Source organism: Proteus sp. fly-1089 (genome assembly GCF_040138965.1).
Classification (GTDB): Bacteria; Pseudomonadota; Gammaproteobacteria; order Enterobacterales; family Enterobacteriaceae; genus Proteus; species Proteus vulgaris_B.
The window spans coordinates 189613-207201 of the sequence record NZ_JBEETS010000006.1 but is presented as its reverse complement, the minus strand read 5'-3'; the positions used below and the strand labels follow the sequence as shown (position 1 = coordinate 207201).

18 protein-coding genes are annotated in these 17589 nt (G+C 37.0%); all 18 read left to right on the top strand.

Features of this window, described 5'->3' with window-relative positions; all coding sequences use genetic code 11:
- Nucleotides 1–82: 82 nt before the first annotated feature.
- Nucleotides 83–1672 (top strand): protein-tyrosine phosphatase family protein, encoded by a 1590-nt coding sequence (locus tag ABN080_RS14115; protein WP_349441321.1) that lies wholly within the window; start codon nt 83–85, stop codon nt 1670–1672.
- 272 nt (nt 1673–1944) lie between these two features.
- Nucleotides 1945–2532, top strand: coding sequence for a TetR/AcrR family transcriptional regulator (locus tag ABN080_RS14110; RefSeq protein WP_072069149.1), 588 nt, complete (start codon nt 1945–1947; stop codon nt 2530–2532).
- Nucleotides 2533–2558: 26 nt separating this feature from the next.
- On the top strand, nt 2559–3413 hold the full coding sequence (locus ABN080_RS14105) for a transcriptional regulator (protein WP_349441320.1): 855 nt from the start codon (nt 2559–2561) through the stop codon (nt 3411–3413).
- Nucleotides 3413–3931, top strand: a complete 519-nt coding sequence (locus ABN080_RS14100; protein ID WP_196554555.1) for a FidL-like protein — start codon at nt 3413–3415, stop codon at nt 3929–3931. The genes ABN080_RS14105 and ABN080_RS14100 overlap by 1 nt, the downstream gene beginning before the upstream one ends.
- 754 nt (nt 3932–4685) lie before the next feature.
- The gene (locus ABN080_RS14095) at nt 4686–4964 is read left to right on the top strand and encodes a BMC domain-containing protein (RefSeq protein ID WP_004249182.1); all 279 of its coding nucleotides are present in this window, start codon (nt 4686–4688) and stop codon (nt 4962–4964) included.
- Between the two features lie 20 nt (nt 4965–4984).
- The gene (locus tag ABN080_RS14090) at nt 4985–5269 is read left to right on the top strand and encodes a BMC domain-containing protein (RefSeq protein WP_006536329.1); all 285 of its coding nucleotides are present in this window, start codon (nt 4985–4987) and stop codon (nt 5267–5269) included.
- 14 nt (nt 5270–5283) lie between these two features.
- Nucleotides 5284–5562 (top strand): BMC domain-containing protein, encoded by a 279-nt coding sequence (locus tag ABN080_RS14085; protein ID WP_006536328.1) that lies wholly within the window; start codon nt 5284–5286, stop codon nt 5560–5562.
- Nucleotides 5563–5635: 73 nt separating this feature from the next.
- Complete coding sequence (locus tag ABN080_RS14080; protein WP_349441319.1) at nt 5636–7303, top strand: acetaldehyde dehydrogenase (acetylating); 1668 nt, start codon at nt 5636–5638, stop codon at nt 7301–7303.
- Between the two features lie 26 nt (nt 7304–7329).
- Nucleotides 7330–7593 (top strand): EutN/CcmL family microcompartment protein, encoded by a 264-nt coding sequence (locus ABN080_RS14075; protein ID WP_349441318.1) that lies wholly within the window; start codon nt 7330–7332, stop codon nt 7591–7593.
- Nucleotides 7594–7600: 7 nt separating this feature from the next.
- On the top strand, nt 7601–8749 hold the full coding sequence (locus ABN080_RS14070; RefSeq protein WP_196554553.1) for a 1-propanol dehydrogenase PduQ: 1149 nt from the start codon (nt 7601–7603) through the stop codon (nt 8747–8749).
- 56 nt (nt 8750–8805) lie between these two features.
- Nucleotides 8806–12234 carry a choline trimethylamine-lyase gene (cutC, locus tag ABN080_RS14065; protein WP_349441317.1) on the top strand — a complete coding sequence of 1143 codons (3429 nt, stop codon included), beginning with the start codon at nt 8806–8808 and terminating at the stop codon, nt 12232–12234.
- Between the two features lie 100 nt (nt 12235–12334).
- Nucleotides 12335–13285: a choline TMA-lyase-activating enzyme gene (gene cutD, locus ABN080_RS14060; RefSeq protein ID WP_164526794.1), complete on the top strand. Its 951-nt coding sequence runs from the start codon at nt 12335–12337 to the stop codon at nt 13283–13285.
- 13 nt (nt 13286–13298) lie between these two features.
- On the top strand, nt 13299–13802 hold the full coding sequence (locus ABN080_RS14055) for a BMC domain-containing protein (protein WP_349441316.1): 504 nt from the start codon (nt 13299–13301) through the stop codon (nt 13800–13802).
- Nucleotides 13803–13858: 56 nt separating this feature from the next.
- Complete coding sequence (locus tag ABN080_RS14050; RefSeq protein ID WP_371032924.1) at nt 13859–14446, top strand: phosphate propanoyltransferase; 588 nt, start codon at nt 13859–13861, stop codon at nt 14444–14446.
- Nucleotides 14447–14463: 17 nt separating this feature from the next.
- The gene (locus tag ABN080_RS14045) at nt 14464–15162 is read left to right on the top strand and encodes a hypothetical protein (protein WP_349441314.1); all 699 of its coding nucleotides are present in this window, start codon (nt 14464–14466) and stop codon (nt 15160–15162) included.
- Nucleotides 15163–15197: 35 nt separating this feature from the next.
- Nucleotides 15198–15614 carry a DMT family transporter gene (locus ABN080_RS14040; protein WP_196554547.1) on the top strand — a complete coding sequence of 139 codons (417 nt, stop codon included), beginning with the start codon at nt 15198–15200 and terminating at the stop codon, nt 15612–15614.
- Between the two features lie 97 nt (nt 15615–15711).
- The gene (locus ABN080_RS14035) at nt 15712–16038 is read left to right on the top strand and encodes a DMT family transporter (RefSeq protein ID WP_004245856.1); all 327 of its coding nucleotides are present in this window, start codon (nt 15712–15714) and stop codon (nt 16036–16038) included.
- Between the two features lie 206 nt (nt 16039–16244).
- Nucleotides 16245–17561, top strand: coding sequence for a protein-tyrosine phosphatase family protein (locus tag ABN080_RS14030; protein WP_349441313.1), 1317 nt, complete (start codon nt 16245–16247; stop codon nt 17559–17561).
- Nucleotides 17562–17589 lie beyond the last annotated feature (28 nt).

Sequence of the window (17589 nt, the reverse complement as noted above, 5' to 3'; positions counted from 1 at the left end):
TAGGGCAAAAGCAAACCACCCGTTTTACGGGTGGTTATGATTATGGAATGTGGAATAGCTTTATTTAAAATAAGGAATAATTATGCCAGGCTCTATTAGCAACAATATGGATTTACCAATAGTATCTAAAATAAATTGTGGCTGTGATCCTTCTCATTCTTCTGGTGAATATTTTTCAGGTATAAAAAATACTTCTTCTGAATATAAAGCTTTTAAACCTGGGTATGAAGCTCTATTTACTACAGAGTTAAATAAATTTTCTGAAGAACAAAGTATTAATAAAAACGATGATATGGAGAATTGCTTTTACAATATTAGTGATGAATACAATATTAATAATAAACACAATGTTAGTGATGAATACAATATTAATAATAAACACAATGTTAGTGATAAATACAAATGTAGTAATTTGACGGAAACTACAAAGTCAGAGCATGGTAAAAAAAGAGAAATAAATAAGAAAGATTATATGTTATTTGAGAAAGGAGGAAATGTTATAGCAAATCAAGACAGTTGCTATAAATTTCTGAATGGAATGGAATTGCCTAAATTTGTAGAGAATGTGGCAGATAAACTCAAGTTATATCAAGAAAGACTGACGGAAATGAATTTAAATGGTGTAAATAATAGTGTTTTATCTAAGTTGGAAAATATAGGTATTAACGAAATTGGTAAGCAAAGCAATAAGTTAATTAATAATCTAAATGGTTATGTTTATCCTAAAGATAAATATACCCAAGTGGATAACCAAAGGAATAATTATACTCACTTTTGTCAAGATACACTAATTAAAAATTCATCCAAAAATTTCCCAGCTAATGAAATGTTAACACCTTCAGGGAACAAGGCTATTTTATCTGAATATCCATTACATACGACGAAAGAATTAAATCAATATCTAAAAATGTTGTTAAATGAAGATATTGATGTTGTCTATATTCTATCTTATAACAGTGAACTTTTTAATGTTAATGATATTGAATCAATTGAAAAGAACAATGTTAATAATAATTCTTTCATGCTTGATGGGGATGATTTTAAATATTTTAAATATTTTGATTACTTTATGAATAATAGTGCTGTGGCTGTAATAGGAAGTGATTATGAAAAAACACAAAAGAAAATGTATGATAATTATCCTGTTATAAATTTTGAGATATATACTAATAATGTAAGCGATCAAGATAAAGAAAAGTATATTAAATTTGTTCATATAAATAATTGGAAGGCTGGAGCATTAATGGATCCTTTTATATTAGAAAACACGATTAGGTTTATAGAAAAAGAAAAGTTAAATAAAGATGAGTTAAATAAAGATGAGTTAAATACAGATGAGTTAAATACAGATGAGTTAAATACAGATGAGTTAAATAAAGATGAGTTAAATAAAGATGAGTTAAATAAAGATGAGTTAAATAAAGATGAGTTAAATAAAGATAAGTATAATTTCCTTATTCATGAAACTAATGAAACGAATAGAATAAATGAGTTTTTTGCTATAAAGGAAATAATGGATACTATAAATAGTGGTGGGAAAAGCAACCAATCATTAGAGGATATTATTCATCAATTACAAGCTGATAGAAGCCCCCAAATTTTTAATAATCCTGAGATTCTTATTGAACTTACCGCTTATGCTTTGGCTAAAGGTATTCCTCTGGTTAAATAGTAAAACAATGGGTGAAATTGATAAATAATAAATAAATATTTTTAATGATTTTATTGTTGTTGATAATAATCAAATTATCATTATCTCAAATTTATAAATATAAAGATAAAATCAATATTTATAAATTTATTTTATATTTTAAAAAATAATATAGTTAAATAAATAAGGGAGTGTGAAGTGAACGACATTATTTATAATTAATCGACTTGAGTCTAAAAGGGATTGATTTTGATCAATAAGGAACATACCGACTGGTCGGTATTATCCTATGCATGAATACAACTGCACATCACCGAAAAAAAGATCCTATCCGAGTTCAAGAGCAATTATTGGAAGCGGCAAGCATTATTGTGGCTAATGAAGGAATAGCCTCTCTTTCTTTAAATGCCGTAGCAAAAGAAGCGGGTGTAAGTAAAGGTGGTCTACTTCATCATTTCCCCGGAAAATTAGAATTAGTGCAGGCAGTATTTAAACGGCTATTGGGGATTATGGATAGCCGAATTGCAGTTATTATGGAAAATGATCCTATTGAAGCAGGGCGTTTTTCTCGCGCATATTTAACTTATATTTCTGATTTAAAACAGTCAGACGAAAGTCGCCAATTAGCCATACTATCTTTAGCAATGCCAAACGAGCCTATTATGCGTAAATGCTGGCGAGATTGGATGTTAGATCATTTAGCCAAAGGCGATAAATTAGATAATAGTTATTTAGGTACTTTAATTCGTTATGCCGCAGATGGTCTTTGGTTATCTGAATTAACAGAAGGTCCTACTATCTCACAAGAAGAGCGTAGCGCATTAGTTGAAAGATTATCTGAAATGACATTTGACTATATGGCAAACACAGCAAATCAGTAATTTTAATCAGGATGAATGAGGGCACAATGAAATACAAAATAAATGCCTTAATTTATTACGACGCAACGGATGGCGCGATATCATTAGAAAAAGACAGTGTTGATACACATCTTTCTATTACCGCAAATGCGTTACTCTTTTATTTTATTCAGCATCCAGGTGTTGTTAATCGTGATGAAGTATTAAAACGTGTTTGGGATGATAATGGGCTGGTTTCATCAAACAGTAATTTAAACCAATATTTGAGTTTATTACGAAAAATATTTCGCCATTATGGTATTGAAAATATCATTGTCACTATTGCGAAAGGGCGATTAGAGTTTAATCCGGATATTTCAGTTGAACTCATTGATGACTCAACGCTATTACCTTCAACTCAAACGAATGAAGAAGCACCTATTTTAGTTAAAGATGAAAATCAAATAGCTGTTGAAACAGCGACACCTTTATCTTTAACGCAAACACCTTTAGAGCCTACACAAGAAGAAACACTACAACAAAAACAAAAACCAGAAATTTGTTGGTATTTAGCCAGCATTGGTTTTCTATTAGGTGCCGTATTTCTTGCGGTGATCATCTTTTTTAATCAACATCAATCAAAGCCAATTTCATTGACACCATTAACACACAATGATTGTGAGTTACTTTCTAATGAAGCTATGATTAATTCTGCAGTAAGTGATAATTATGTTCGCAATTTTGACGCAGTAAGAAAGAAGCTTAATTTACAGTGTGTGAAAGGTGAGCGATTCGTTTTCTTTTATGGTGATAAATTACAAACAAATGGATTGGGGCGAGTGTTTTTAGCGCACTGTGCAAAGAACGAAGATAATCCATTTAGTTATTGCGACAATTACTTTTACTATTCTTGGAAATACTAATGAAAATTTCAGGGAAACTTTTATGTTTTTTATCGGCCCTGATTTTTATCTTGGTCGCTACTTATGCTGCAACAAGATTATTAACGATTAAAAATGAAGGTGTCATGGTTTGCTCAACCAAAGGCATTATGCGTTTTGAAAATATGGAAGATGAAAATGTAAATGGCAATATTCATTTTTCATTTGGTGCCAATGGTAAAGGATCAATTGTTGTTGAAGGCTATACCACTTCAAAAGCCGGATGGTTGTATTTACAACGTTATGTGAAATTTGATTATACGACCAAGCGTGTTTCACCGACAGAGCGTCACTATTTTGTTAGTCAATGGGATTCTAGTGCATCATCAATTGATGAATCTCCTGATGTGATTTTTGATTATTTTATGCGCGAAATGTCAGATAGTCATGATGGGTTATTTATTAATGCACAAAAGCTTAATGAGAAAACTTTACTATTAAGTTCGCTCAATTCCCCCCTCTATATTTGTACCTTAAAACCAGGTAGTAAATTTGATTAACTGATCCTATCTAATCTTGTTTTTATAAGGTGGGTACATCTGTTTCCACCTTTTCAGTGTTTTAAGATCTAATTTATTACGCTTCATTCTTTTACTTATATTCACTGTTATTGTGTGATGACTTTCTCTCTTTTACCTTCCCTTGTTGTACAAACTGAAAGCTTTCCTTAAATAAGCATAAATGCTCAGTCGTAGGTTTGTGCCTTTCCAGTAAACGATACCTCCCCCCACTTTATTATTCGTGTAAGCCTTGTATATAGGTATTAGATAAAGCGTGCTCCTTTCCACTTTTCTATACCTGTTGTAAGGGGCTAGATGAAATAAATACGTTATCAACACAAAATAGCACGATTTGTATATAGACTCGATTTAGCCTTTTTCAATTATTGATCTCACATTGAAATATCAGTGATATCTCGCACATCTTTTCTTCCAATATGTACTGCCTTTTTTCACCTTTTCAACATCCTCCTAACAAAGTTAATTCGTCTATTTTTCCATCTATTTTTTGTGGAAATTAATAAACTTATAACGATGAAAAAAACAAATAAACAGCATGATTAAATAAATTTAGAGATAAATAACACTAAATTATAGAGTTAAATTCTATATGTGTTCATATTATGGATTTATGTTTTGTTTTCTTTTTTGCGCGTTATAGTGATTTTGAAACCAACGTCTGCGTTTAAAAAATCACCACGCAGACACAATGGGCAAACGTAAACCGTTAAACGGCTTCTCGGAGGAAATGAAAATGGGTGATGCATTAGGTCTGATCGAAACCAAAGGTCTGGTGGCATGTATTGAAGCCGCTGACGCTATGTGTAAAGCCGCGAACGTTGAACTTATTGGCTATGAAAATGTGGGTTCAGGTCTCGTGACTGCGATGGTGAAAGGCGACGTAGGCGCAGTGAAAGCTGCTGTGGATTCAGGTGTGGAGTCAGCACAACGCGTGGGTGAAGTTGTTACATCGCTCGTGATTGCTCGTCCTCACAATGACATCAACAAAATTGTTATCAAACACAAGGCATAGTTTTTGCCTTAGGAGAACGTATGGGTGATGCATTAGGACTTATTGAAACTCAAGGGCTGGTGGCTTGTATTGAAGCAGCTGACGCGATGTGTAAAGCGGCAAATGTTGAGTTAATCGGCTACGAAAATGTGGGTTCAGGTTTAGTGACTGCAATGGTGAAAGGTGATGTAGGTGCCGTTAAAGCCGCTGTGGAATCTGGCTTAGAAGCTGCTCAACGTGTTGGTACTGTTGTGACTTCATTAGTCATCGCTCGTCCACATAACGATATTCAAAAAATCGTTGCCCAGTACAAAGTGACTGAATAACGAAGGAAATAAATATGAAAGAAGCACTAGGTCTAGTTGAAACCAAAGGTCTTGTCGCTTGCATTGAAGCTGCTGATGCAATGTGCAAAGCAGCCAATGTTGAACTGATTGGTTATGAAAACGTCGGTTCAGGTTTAGTGACAGCAATGGTGAAAGGCGATGTCGGTGCAGTAAATGCAGCGGTTGAGTCAGGTGTTGAAGCGGCAAAACGTATCGGCACCGTGGTGACTTCTCGTGTTATTGCAAGACCGCATAACGATATCGAGAAAATCGCACAACAGCACAAAGCCTGATTTTTCAGGCGTGCTGTAAAGCAAAGAAATAAGTTATTCAGCTAAATTTTTTAACTCCTGTATGGGGGAAGACATGGTTGCATTAGATAAAGATTTGCAATCCAGACAACTGGCTCGTGAGCTAGTTCGTAACGCGAAAAATGCACAACTTGTTTATGCTAAATTTTCGCAGGAAAAAATCGACAGTATTGTAAAACACATTGCATTTGAAGCCGCTCGTCATGCAGAAGAGTTGGCAAAAATGGCGAACGAAGAAACAGGCTTTGGTAAGTGGGAAGACAAAGTGCTGAAGAATACCTTCGCGTCATTGCGTGTGTATGAACATATGAAAGACATGAAGACCGTTGGCATTATCAATGACGATAAAGTGAAAAAAGTCATGGATGTTGGCGTGCCTTTAGGTGTTATCACGGCGTTAGTTCCTTCAACTAACCCAACATCAACCATTATCTATAAAACCCTAATTGCACTGAAAGCGGGTAATGCGATTATTTTCTCTCCGCATCCAAATGCAAAACAGTGCAGTTTCCGTGCATTAGAAATTGTTAAAAAAGCAGCTTTAGAGGCTGGAGCTCCAGCAGGTATTGTTGATGGTGTGACATTACTGACATTGGAAGCGACAAAAGAATTAATGCACAGCAAAGATGTGTCATTAATTTTAGCGACTGGTGGCGAAGGTATGGTGCGTGCTGCTTATGCATCAGGTACGCCAACCATCAGTGGTGGTCCAGGTAATGGCCCAGCCTTTATCGAACGCAGTGCAGATATCAAAAAAGCAGTGAGCGATATCATCACCAGTAAAACATTCGACAATGGAGTTATCTGTGCATCAGAGCAATCCATTATTGTTGAACGTTGCATTTATAACGAAGTTCACCGTGAGCTATTAGCGCAAGGTGCTTACTTTATGAATGACGAAGAAGCAACCAAAGTGGCTTCAATGTTACTGCGTGCTAATGGCACAATTAACCCTGCTGTAGTGGGTAAAGATGCGATTTATTTAAGTCAACGTGCAGGTTTTAGTGTACCAGCAAATACGCGTGTATTAATCGCATTACAAGATACTGTTTCACCAAAAAATCCGTATTCACGTGAAAAATTATGCCCAATCTTAGGAATGTATATCGAAGAAGATTGGAAATCAGCGTGCGATCGCGTGGTGCAATTGCTGACTAATGAAGGTTTAGGTCATACCTTGGTTATTCATACCAAAAATGAAGATGTTATTCGTCAGTTCTCTCTAGAAAAACCGGTTAACCGTATTCTGATTAATACCCCAGCGGCATTAGGTGGCATCGGTGCAACCACTAATATTACTCCAGCGTTAACTTTAGGCTGTGGGGCTGTAGGTGGTGGTTCTAGCTCTGACAATGTCGGCCCAATGAACTTACTGAATATTCGTAAAGTAGGTTATGGCGTGCGTACCGTTGAAGAGTTGAAACAACCTTGTCCTTTAGCACAAGGAGCTGCTCAACCTGCTGTTTCTGCTTGTGCTGTTTCTAGCGCAAATCACCAGACCAGCATTCTTGATGATGACCGTTTTCGTACACCTTCTTTAACCCCTGTTCATGCGGAATGCGCAACTGCACAACGTCAAACTCAAGGTGATGATCGCTTTGGTGCATCTCCTTATGCAACGACGGTCAGTGCTTGTGCGCAACAAGTGGTTGAACAAGGTGATATTACCGAAGAAAACGTGGAACGCATTATCAAGGAAGTTCTCGGACGTCTGAGTAAATAACTCATTGATATAAGGCGATATAAACCATGATCCTCGCAAAGGTAATCGGACACGTAGTAGCGACACAGAAAAGCCCAGAACTTAAAGGTAGCAATTTATTAATGATAGCCACCTTAGATGATGAGCTTAAGCCACTGAAAAATAAAACGTATGTTGCAGTGGATAGTGTAGGTGCAGGTATCAACGATGTTGTGTTGGCTGAAGAATATTTTGCACTGAACAAAGAACGTTACAAAGCGATGTCAGTGGTTGCCATTGTTGAGAAGGTTTATCGGGACAGAAAGGAGTAATAACGACATGAGTGAGTTTCTGATAAAACCCCAAATTCAGTTTGGCACCAATGCACTGAATTTTCTCTCTGGGTTAACTGCCCGCCGCGCATTTGTGGTGACAGATAAAGCAATGGTGAAGTTTGGCTTTGCAAATAAAGTCACTGACAAGTTAATGCAACGGGGTATCGAGTTCCAAGTTTACGATGATGTTGCTTCAGATCCGGATATTTCAGCCATCGTAAGTGGTATGAAGATGATGGATGCGCATTATCCAGATTTGGTTATCGCACTTGGTGGTGGATCAGTGATTGATGCCGCGAAAGCCGTTATGTACTCCCTCTGGCATACCCGTAAAGAGAGCAACAGAACAAAACCACAATTTATTGCGATCCCAACCACTAGCGGTACGGGTTCGGAAGTGACTTCTTTTTCAGTGATCAAATCACGCAGTGAAAAACTGGTCTTGGTTGATGAGTTTATGTTGCCTGATGTCGCCATTCTCGATCCTGAGTTGGTGAAGTCTGTACCACCTGCGATCACCGCAGATACAGGTATGGACGTCCTTTGTCATGCACTAGAAGCCTATGTTTCTAAAGCCGCATCTGACTTTTCTGATGCGATGGCAGAGAAAGCCGTCAAGTTAGTGTTTAGCCATCTTATTGATTGCCATCATCAAGGTGACAACTTACTAGCCCGTGAAAAAATGCATAACGCATCTTGTATTGCGGGGATGGCATTTACTAACGCTTCGTTGGGTATTACTCACAGTCTTGCCCACGCATTAGGCGGTGTATTCCACGTTCCTCACGGTCGTGCAAATGCGTTATTGATGACACATGTCGTCGCCTTTAACGCCAATTTTCATGGTGATTGTAATAGTGAAGCAGCAAAACGTTACGCCTATCTTGCTCAAAGCTTAGGGCTTCCGGCTAACACCGTAAGAGAAGGGGTAACCAGTTTAATTGTCGCCATTAATGTATTGAAAGATGAAATGGGTATGCCGAAGAGTATTCGCGATACCGGAGTCAGTGAAGCGGACTTTTATGCCCGTTTAACGGAAATGGTCGGACAGGCTTTACGAGATAGCTGTACGCCGACAAATCCACGTGACGTGAACACACACCAATTAGAAACATTGTATCGTCAGGCATTTGCCGGTGTATCACACAGTTAATGCTCAACCGAATTAATACCGATTAGGTCAAGTAAAGAACATCAGGAGAGCCTCACATGGCCAAATATTCTTTGACGCCACGCGTAAAAATGCTGGCAGAACGTTTAGTTTCACGTAATAGCTCAATCAGTACAGAGCGTGCGACAATTTTTGATTCATTAGACAACAGCATTGCGGGTGTTCCACAAGCGATTAAACCTGCACAACGTTTTTATGAGTTTATCCGTCATTTTCCAAGCTATATTGCACAAGATGAACTGATTATCGGCAGCCAGTCATCAACACCACGCGGTGCGATTTTTCACACTGAAGATGAAGTGCGTAGTGACTCTATCTACCGTTTCTTAAGTATTAACAATAGCGTTGCATCACCTGATTATATGCTGGTGGTAAACCAAGGTTTCTTAGCAATCAAAGCACAGCTTGAAGACAGAATTAGAAGCATTGGTAGTGCCGTAAATCGTAGCAGTATGGATGAAGCTAATTACTGTAAATCAGCTATTTATGCATGTGATGCAGCACTGTATTTTGCACAAATTCTGTCTGCAAAAGCAGAAAATTTAGCTGCAATGGAAGGTAATCCATATCGTAAAGCAGAATTATTAGATAGTGCTGCGGTATTACGTAAAGTCCCTGCAAAACCAGCAGAAACCTTTAAAGAAGCGGTTCAAGTATTCTATTTACTGCAATTAGTCTTACATCTGGAAAATGGTAGCTACGCCATTAATCCAATGGGATTTGATAAAGCGTTATATCCATTCTATCAACGCGATATCGACCAAGGTCGTTTAACACAAGCACAGGCTTATGAAATTGTTGAAAGTGTTTGGTTGAAATTAGCAGAGCTTTCCGAAGTACGTGCGACCAAAGAAGTTGATGGCTATCCAATGTTTGATGCTATGACACAGGGTGTTGATATTAACGATCCGCGAGTCAGCATCAACGAATTATCAGAAATGTTGCTATCAGCGCGCGCTAATCTGTCAACATTACACAGTTCACTGCAAGTACGTTTATACAATGGCCGTATGAATTCTCAGCCACAATATGCTGCACCTTCAGCGAGTGTTGTTGCACCAACAGCAGATGCGAGTGAATTCAAAGTAATGGAAGGTTTAACGCCTCGCTTACAACGCTTACGTAACCGTTATTTAGAAGCACGTCCAAGTGTTTCTATCTACAGAGCATTAGCATTTACTGAAATTGTTCGTAATAACCCAGGTTTACCACCCATTTTGCTGCGCGCTAAAGCATTCCGTCGTGCATGTGAAACCGCACCTATCTTAATTCAAGATGAAGAGCTGATTGTTGGACATCCTTGTGGAAAACCGCGTGCTGGTGCTTTCTCTCCTGATATTGCATGGCGTTGGGTTCGTGATGAACTCGATACTATGAGCACGCGTCCACAAGATCCATTCCAAATTTCAGAAGAAGATAAAAAAGTTATTCGCGAAGAAATTGTTCCCTTCTGGGAAGGTCGTTCTTTAGATGAAATTTGTGAAGCACAATATCGCGAAGCAGGTGTGTGGGAATTTAGTGGTGAAACCTTTGTCAGTGACCTTTCTTATCACCAAATCAATGGTGGTGGCGATACTTGCCCAGGTTATGACGTTCTGTTATTCACCAAAGGTATGAACGGTATTAAAGCCGATGCGCAAGCAAAATTGGCTGAATTAAGCATGGAAAACCCTGCTGATATCGACCGTATCTATTTCTATAAAGCGTCTATTGAAAGCTGTGAAGGTGTGATTGCTTATGCACATCGTATTGCAGAACATGCACGTGAATTAGCATCAAAAGAGAGCAATCCTCAACGTCGTGAAGAGTTACTGACGATTGCTCAAGTTAACGAAAATGTACCAGCTAATCCACCAAAAACACTGCAAGAAGCCTTGCAAAGTATTTGGACTGTAGAGTCACTGTTTGAAGTTGAAGAAAACCAAACGGGTCTTTCTTTAGGTCGCTTAGACCAATACTGCTTCCCAATGTATGAAAACGATATCAAATCAGGTCGTTTAACACGTGAACAAGCACTGGAAATGATGCAAGCCTTTATCATCAAATGTGCTGAGTTAATGTGGATGTCGAGTGAGCTAGGAGCGAAGTATTTCGCAGGTTATCAGCCATTTATCAACTTAACTATCGGTGGACAAAAACGCTCTGGTGGCGACGCGTGTAACGACTTAACTTACCTGATTATGGATGCAGTGCGCTTTGTGAAAGTGTATCAACCATCATTAGCGTGTCGTATTCATAACCAATCTCCACAGCAATATATGGAAAAAATTGTGGATGTAGTTAAAGCGGGTATGGGCTTCCCTGCATGCCACTTCGATGATTCTCATATCAAGATGATGCTACGTAAAGGCTTCGACTTTGAAGATGCGCGTGACTATTGCTTGATGGGTTGTGTTGAGCCACAAAAATCTGGTCGTATTTATCAATGGACATCAACAGGTTACACCCAATGGCCTATTGCGATTGAGTTTGTATTAAACCGTGGTCGTATGGTGTTGTTCGATAGCTATCAAGGTTTAGATACCGGTGATTTACGCGACCTGCGTACTTATGAAGATTTCGATCGCGCTGTAAAAGAGCAAGTTGCACATATCGTTCGTTTATCCGCAATTGGTACGGTGATCAGCCAACGTGTTCACCGTGATGTTGCACCAAAACCATTAATGTCTCTGCTGGTTGAAGGCTGTATGGAACAAGGTAAAGACGTCACTGCGGGTGGTGCAATGGTTAATCATGGTCCCGGTCTTATCTTCTCAGGTTTAGCGACTTATGTGGACTCAATGGCGGCTATTCGCAAACTTGTTTATGAAGATAAAAAATACACCTTAGAGCAAATCCGTGATGCACTACTAGCTAACTTTGAAGGTCATGATGAGTTATTACGTGACTGCTTAAATGCACCGAAGTTTGGTAACGATGATGATGTTGTTGACCAATATGCGCTGGATATTACGGAATGGACTGAGCGTGAATGTCGTAAATACAAAATGCTCTACTCCACTCTGAGCCACGGTACGCTGTCTATCTCTAACAATACGCCAATTGGTGAGTTAACCGCAGCGACTCCAAATGGTCGTTTCGCATGGAAACCATTGTCAGATGGTATCAGCCCAACACAAGGTGCGGATAAACATGGTCCAACAGCGATTATTAAATCAATCAGTAAAATGAATGTTGAAACCATGAATATCGGTATGGTTCATAACTTCAAATTCCTGAAAGGTTTGTTAGATACCAATGAAGGTCGTCAAGGTTTAATTACCTTATTAAGAACAGCTTCCATTTTGGGTAACGGCCAGATGCAATTTAGCTATGTCGATAATGAAGTACTGAAAAAAGCGCAATTAGAGCCTGAAAAATACCGTGATTTAATTGTCCGTGTTGCTGGCTACAGTGCTTACTTCGTTGAATTATGTAAAGAAGTTCAGGATGAAATTATCAGTCGTACTGTAATTGAGAAATTCTAATTACAGCCATAGGGATGGTGCAGGCTATCCCTTTTAATCGACAAGACAAGATTTAAATTTATCGAACAGGGATGTTTGATGCAGATTTGGAGGCGTAAAGATGGAAATGGCAGCAGAAATAAGAGGGCGGATATTTAATATCCAGAAATACTCTATTTATGATGGTGATGGTATTCGTACTCTCGTTTTCTTAAAAGGCTGTAATATCCGCTGCCCTTGGTGTTCCAATCCAGAAGGTCTCAGCAGTGAGTTTCAGGTGATGTACTCTCACGACAAATGCGTAGATTGCGGTAAATGCGTTGATGTTTGTCCGGCGGGGGTGCACTACATGACAACCAATGAAAGTGGTAAACAAGTTCATCGTGTTGATCGCGCTGTTGATTGTATTGGTTGTCGTAAATGTGAAGAAGTCTGTATCTCTGATGCCCTTGATATTATGGGAAAAGATGTTTCTGTTTCTGAACTAATGAAAATCATCATGCAAGATTATGACTTTTACATCTCTTCAGGGGGGGGCGTCACAATCGGTGGCGGTGAAATGAGTTTACAAACTGATTTTGCGGTTGCGCTTCTACGAGAATGTAAAAAGATGATGATCAATACCGCTGTGGAGACGCAAGCGACCACTAATGTGGCGAATTATGAAAAATTAGCGGAAGTTGTTGATCAATTTCTGATTGATATCAAACACATTGATACAGCTCAGCATAAAGCGTTGTTTGGTGTCGGTAATGAAAATGTCCGTCGTAATTTAGAACGTTTAATGGATCTCGGTGCCAATGTGGTTATTCGCATGCCATTAGTCCGTGGTTATAACGACTCTTATGATGCAATTACAGGAGCAATTAATTACGCCATGGAGCTATCAAAACGCGGCAATATTCAGCGTATTGATATTCTTCCTTATCATCAGTTTGGGCGTAATAAATACGAAAAATTGGAAATGATCTACCCAATAAAAAACGATCCTAGTTATACACCAGAAGAGTTAGACAGTTTAGAAGCCTTCTTTAAGAAATTTGATTTCGATATCCGTCTTGTCCGTCACTAAGTAGGAGAGAAAGATGAACAGTTTAGGTGTGATTGAAACACGAGGATTAACCGCCGCCATTCAAGCGGCAGATGCGGCTTGTAAAGCGGCAAATGTGGAAATTATTGGATACCGAAAAGTGGGATCTGGCTTGGTATCAATCTGTTTTCAGGGAGAGATCAGTGCAGTAAGGACTGCGGTTGATCATGGTGTTGATGTGGTTAGCCAAAAAGAGCTGGTTATTGGTTCATTAGTTATTGCAAGACCAGAACCAAGTGTTATCACCAAATTACTGACCATAAAAAGTAAGAAAAAAGCCCCAATTGTTACTGAAAAAACGCCAGAAATTGCTCTTGAAACAGTTGTTGAAACAATCGTTGAAGTTCCTGTTAAAAACGAAGTTGAGAAGCTAGAGACGACAAAAGCAGTTGCAGATTTACAAGCTCAAAATATTGCCGCTGAAACTAAAGCTGCGACAGACAAAGTACAAAGTAGTAAGAAAGAGATCAAACCAGAAGGCCGTAAAGGTAAAAAATAATGATTAATCAACAAATTATGGGAAAAATCCTCTCTCGTTTGCCTGCACATGGCGTGATGTCGGGGGAGACGCAAGGAATGGCAATCCCTGTTGGTATTTCTAATCGGCATGTGCATCTTTCACAACAAGATGTTGAAGCATTATTTGGCAAAGGTTATCAACTCACTCCGTTTAAAGATCTTAAACAACCGGGTCAGTTTGCAGCAAAAGAGTGTGTGATGGTTGTGGGGCCAAAAGGCTCGATCAGTAAAGTTCGTGTTTTAGGGCCTGTTCGTCCACAAAGCCAATTAGAAATTTCAAAAGCTGACTGTTTTGCATTAGGAGTAAAGGCACCAGTACGTGGATCCGGTGATTTAGCCGGTTCAGGTCAAGCTGTATTAATGGGACCTGCGGGTCATGTTGAATTACAAGAGCAAGTGATCTGTGCTCAACGCCATATTCATATGAGTGAAATTGACGCCAGAATGTTGAATGTCACCAATGGGCAAAAAGTACACGTTAAAACAGAAGGTGAGCGTAGCCTGATTTTTGATGAGGTTGTTGTTCGTGTTAGTGAAAAATTTGTTTTGGAATTTCATATAGATACTGATGAAGCTAATGCAGCAGGACTTCGTAACAACGATAGCGTATTTATTGTCAGCTAAGACAATGAGGTGACGTAATGGACAATCAGTTAATTGAAAGGATTGTTGCTGAAATAGAAAAAAGAATGAAAAAGTCGGTGTTGTTGGCACTTACACCTGCACCGGGATACCAAGATGAAATTTGTCAACGTATCAATACTTTTTCTCATATTCGATTTTCTCTATTTGTCACAACACCGGCACAAGAGAGCCATGATTTGTCGAAATGGCGTCATCTAGGTGATATACATAAAGCGGACGAGTTTGATATTAATAATTTATCTTCTTATCACGCTTTATTCGTTCCCTATTTCGATAAAAAGCTGGTGGGTGAAATTATTAACGGGTTATCAATGAGTGAAGAAGGAGAATTAATTCATTCAGCATTAACTCAAAATATTCCCGTTATGGCTCTCCCATATTTTTGCCAACCAGAAAGTGAATTAAATGAGATTTTAGGTTTAAATAAAAATAAAGAGTACAACCTGCTTATTCAGGAAAATATTAATCGATTAAAATTATTAGGTGTTTCTTTTTATTCCATCAATGAAATAGAGACTTACTTGATTGATAATAATCATAATAAAAAAACTGGATATTATCCTGAAATCAAAAAAGAAAATAATAATCGCTATATTACTTTAAATGAAGTAATGAATAAGCCTGGAGAATACTGTTTATCACAAGATAAATTGACAGATTCTGCTATTGAATATTTAAAAAGTTTAAAAAATTAATATTAAATTATATCTGATAACTCAGGAGTCTTATTATGTCACCAAAAGCTAAATCATGGCTTTGGATGCTGGCGGTTATTATTTCAGAAACCTCAGCAACCTCTACCTTAAAAATGTTTGATAATAGTGAAGGTACAACTAAAACATTATTATTAGGCTTAATTGTTGTTCTTTATGTTATTTGTTATTACTCATTATCACGTGCAGTGAAAAACATTCCAGTTGGTTTAGCTTATGCAACATGGTCTGGTACAGGTATATTAGTAGTTTCTTCTTTAGGTATGTTGTTTTATGGTCAACATCCTGATACTGCGGCAATGATAGGTATGGCCGTTATTGCCAGTGGTATTGTAATTATGAATCTCTTCTCGAAAATGGGATCAGAAGAAGAGGAAGAAGAAGCAAGCGAAACGCCTAATATTAAACAGGCTGCATCGTCAGTGAATAAATAAATCTATTTTCAATAAATATATTTTCAATAAATCTATTTTTTAATAAAACTATTCTTTGATAAATAAGTATTTATTAAAATAAATAAGGATAACAATTATGTTTACCGGATTCTTATGGCTGGCGCTGTCTATCGGTTCTGAAATCACCGGCACGTCTATGATTAAAAAAACAAATGGCTTTAGTAAATTAGCGCCTTCTGTTTTAGTGATTGCTGCTTACTGTATTTGTTATTTCGCTTTAACCCGCGCTATGGGATATATTCCTGTAGGTGTAGCGTATTCACTTTGGTGTGGATTTGGTATTGTGGGCGTGACACTAGTTGCGATGATTTTATATAAACAAAAACCCGATTTACCCGCTATATTCTCTATGGCATTGATTATCTCTGGTGGGATAATTATGAATACATTCTCAACGATGTAAGCTAACATTATAAATTAGATATTGATTTCACCTTTTTAACTAAAATGCCGATATGTTATTAAACTATATCGGCATTTTTATAATTTATTTGTGTTTTTTTAAAATGAACATTAACTATAAAAAGATGTTTTTTTTATATTTTAAATTTTAAGTGAATATAATATTTTGAGGGTCTTATTTAAATGTAAATTATAAAAGGAATAAATATGTTTTTATTAAAAAATGTAGGTGGTCCAAATGTTAGGGAAATAGATAGACGTAATGAAACGAGTTATGTTAAGAAAAGTGATGCTTTACATACTAGTATTAGTCATATTAATAATACTGATCAAAAATCGCACGCACCTAATTTGGCACAAAGAACGATAGCTGCTAATTCTTCTAAATTACCGATATCCTCAGGAAATATATTAATATCTAATCAATTAGATGATAATAGCCCTCCCCCTCCATTACCATCTAAGCTACCAATAAATTCACCAATATATCAAACGCCTAGTCATACTTCAGATAGATCTGGATTACTAGCAAGAAGAAAAAACGCTAGAGCTAACCTACCGAAGTTTGACATACAAAAATCTAATGAAGAGGTTATATTAGATAACAAGAAAAGTACTTTTTTAGACGTCGTTAAAAAATGTATCATGACAGATGAACATGATGAAAAAGTGATAAGGTTATTTGATAAGTTAGAACGTTATAATTATAAGAATAAATATCAAACTGTTAAAGATGCTATATATAATAACATAGCGTATTGTAAGGATACTTTAATTAAAGTAGGTGATGTTGTATTACCTGCAAATAAGGTTAGTGTTTCTAACTCTCCTCATATGACTGTTGCATCCCAATACCCATTAAATAATAAAGAGAGTTTAAATAACTATTTTAATATGTTATTTGATAAAGATATAAAAACAGTTTATATCCTAGCATCAAATGATGATATTGAAAATAAACTCTCTAAACTTAATGATAAATATAATAAAGGTGATTTTGAAAAAGAAGGTTTTAAATATTTTAGAGGAAACTTAGATTTAGATGATATACGATCTAGTAGTGTTAGATGTTTGGAATTAAATAAAGAGAGAGCAGAGTTAGATCGTTTAGCTTGCAAAGTATACATTAAATCATTGAATAAAAAAAATAGTGATGAAAAGAAAGAAATAAAATTTGTGCATATTTATGATTGGAAAGATCATACAGGAATAGATGCGGAAAGATTAAAAAATACAATTGATACTGTTGGTGATCATTTAAAAATAAAACTGACAGAAGAAAATATCGCTGTCCATTGCCTCGCTGGATTAGGAAGAACAGGGGAATTTATTGCTTTAATGGAAATGATGAAAATGATAGAGGCAGGAAATAAAAAAGAAAAAAGCTTAGAAAGTATTATCACTGATCTAAGGGAAAAGCGCAGTGTCCATACGCTTTATCAGCCTGAACAAATTGCTGAGTTAATTAAGTTTGCAATAGAAAAGGATATCCCGTTGCTCAATGATGATATTAAAATGAAATAATATTTGTTCAAAAAATCAGTATAACAAT

What these genes read in the sequence shown, in the direction of transcription:
- ABN080_RS14075 (WP_349441318.1), top strand. Translation starts at nt 7,330, where the DNA reads ATGATCCTCGCAAAGGTAATCGGACACGTAGTAGCGACACAGAAAAGC.
- ABN080_RS14100 (WP_196554555.1), top strand. Translation starts at nt 3,413, where the DNA reads ATGAAAATTTCAGGGAAACTTTTATGTTTTTTATCGGCCCTGATTTTT.
- ABN080_RS14035 (WP_004245856.1), top strand. Translation starts at nt 15,712, where the DNA reads ATGTTTACCGGATTCTTATGGCTGGCGCTGTCTATCGGTTCTGAAATC.
- ABN080_RS14030 (WP_349441313.1), top strand. Translation starts at nt 16,245, where the DNA reads ATGTTTTTATTAAAAAATGTAGGTGGTCCAAATGTTAGGGAAATAGAT.
- ABN080_RS14085 (WP_006536328.1), top strand. Translation starts at nt 5,284, where the DNA reads ATGAAAGAAGCACTAGGTCTAGTTGAAACCAAAGGTCTTGTCGCTTGC.
- ABN080_RS14045 (WP_349441314.1), top strand. Translation starts at nt 14,464, where the DNA reads ATGGACAATCAGTTAATTGAAAGGATTGTTGCTGAAATAGAAAAAAGA.
- ABN080_RS14050 (WP_371032924.1), top strand. Translation starts at nt 13,859, where the DNA reads ATGTCGGGGGAGACGCAAGGAATGGCAATCCCTGTTGGTATTTCTAAT.
- ABN080_RS14070 (WP_196554553.1), top strand. Translation starts at nt 7,601, where the DNA reads ATGAGTGAGTTTCTGATAAAACCCCAAATTCAGTTTGGCACCAATGCA.
- ABN080_RS14040 (WP_196554547.1), top strand. Translation starts at nt 15,198, where the DNA reads ATGTCACCAAAAGCTAAATCATGGCTTTGGATGCTGGCGGTTATTATT.
- ABN080_RS14080 (WP_349441319.1), top strand. Translation starts at nt 5,636, where the DNA reads ATGGTTGCATTAGATAAAGATTTGCAATCCAGACAACTGGCTCGTGAG.
- ABN080_RS14095 (WP_004249182.1), top strand. Translation starts at nt 4,686, where the DNA reads ATGGGTGATGCATTAGGTCTGATCGAAACCAAAGGTCTGGTGGCATGT.
- ABN080_RS14090 (WP_006536329.1), top strand. Translation starts at nt 4,985, where the DNA reads ATGGGTGATGCATTAGGACTTATTGAAACTCAAGGGCTGGTGGCTTGT.
- cutD (WP_164526794.1), top strand. Translation starts at nt 12,335, where the DNA reads ATGGAAATGGCAGCAGAAATAAGAGGGCGGATATTTAATATCCAGAAA.
- ABN080_RS14110 (WP_072069149.1), top strand. Translation starts at nt 1,945, where the DNA reads ATGAATACAACTGCACATCACCGAAAAAAAGATCCTATCCGAGTTCAA.
- ABN080_RS14055 (WP_349441316.1), top strand. Translation starts at nt 13,299, where the DNA reads ATGAACAGTTTAGGTGTGATTGAAACACGAGGATTAACCGCCGCCATT.
- ABN080_RS14115 (WP_349441321.1), top strand. Translation starts at nt 83, where the DNA reads ATGCCAGGCTCTATTAGCAACAATATGGATTTACCAATAGTATCTAAA.
- cutC (WP_349441317.1), top strand. Translation starts at nt 8,806, where the DNA reads ATGGCCAAATATTCTTTGACGCCACGCGTAAAAATGCTGGCAGAACGT.
- ABN080_RS14105 (WP_349441320.1), top strand. Translation starts at nt 2,559, where the DNA reads ATGAAATACAAAATAAATGCCTTAATTTATTACGACGCAACGGATGGC.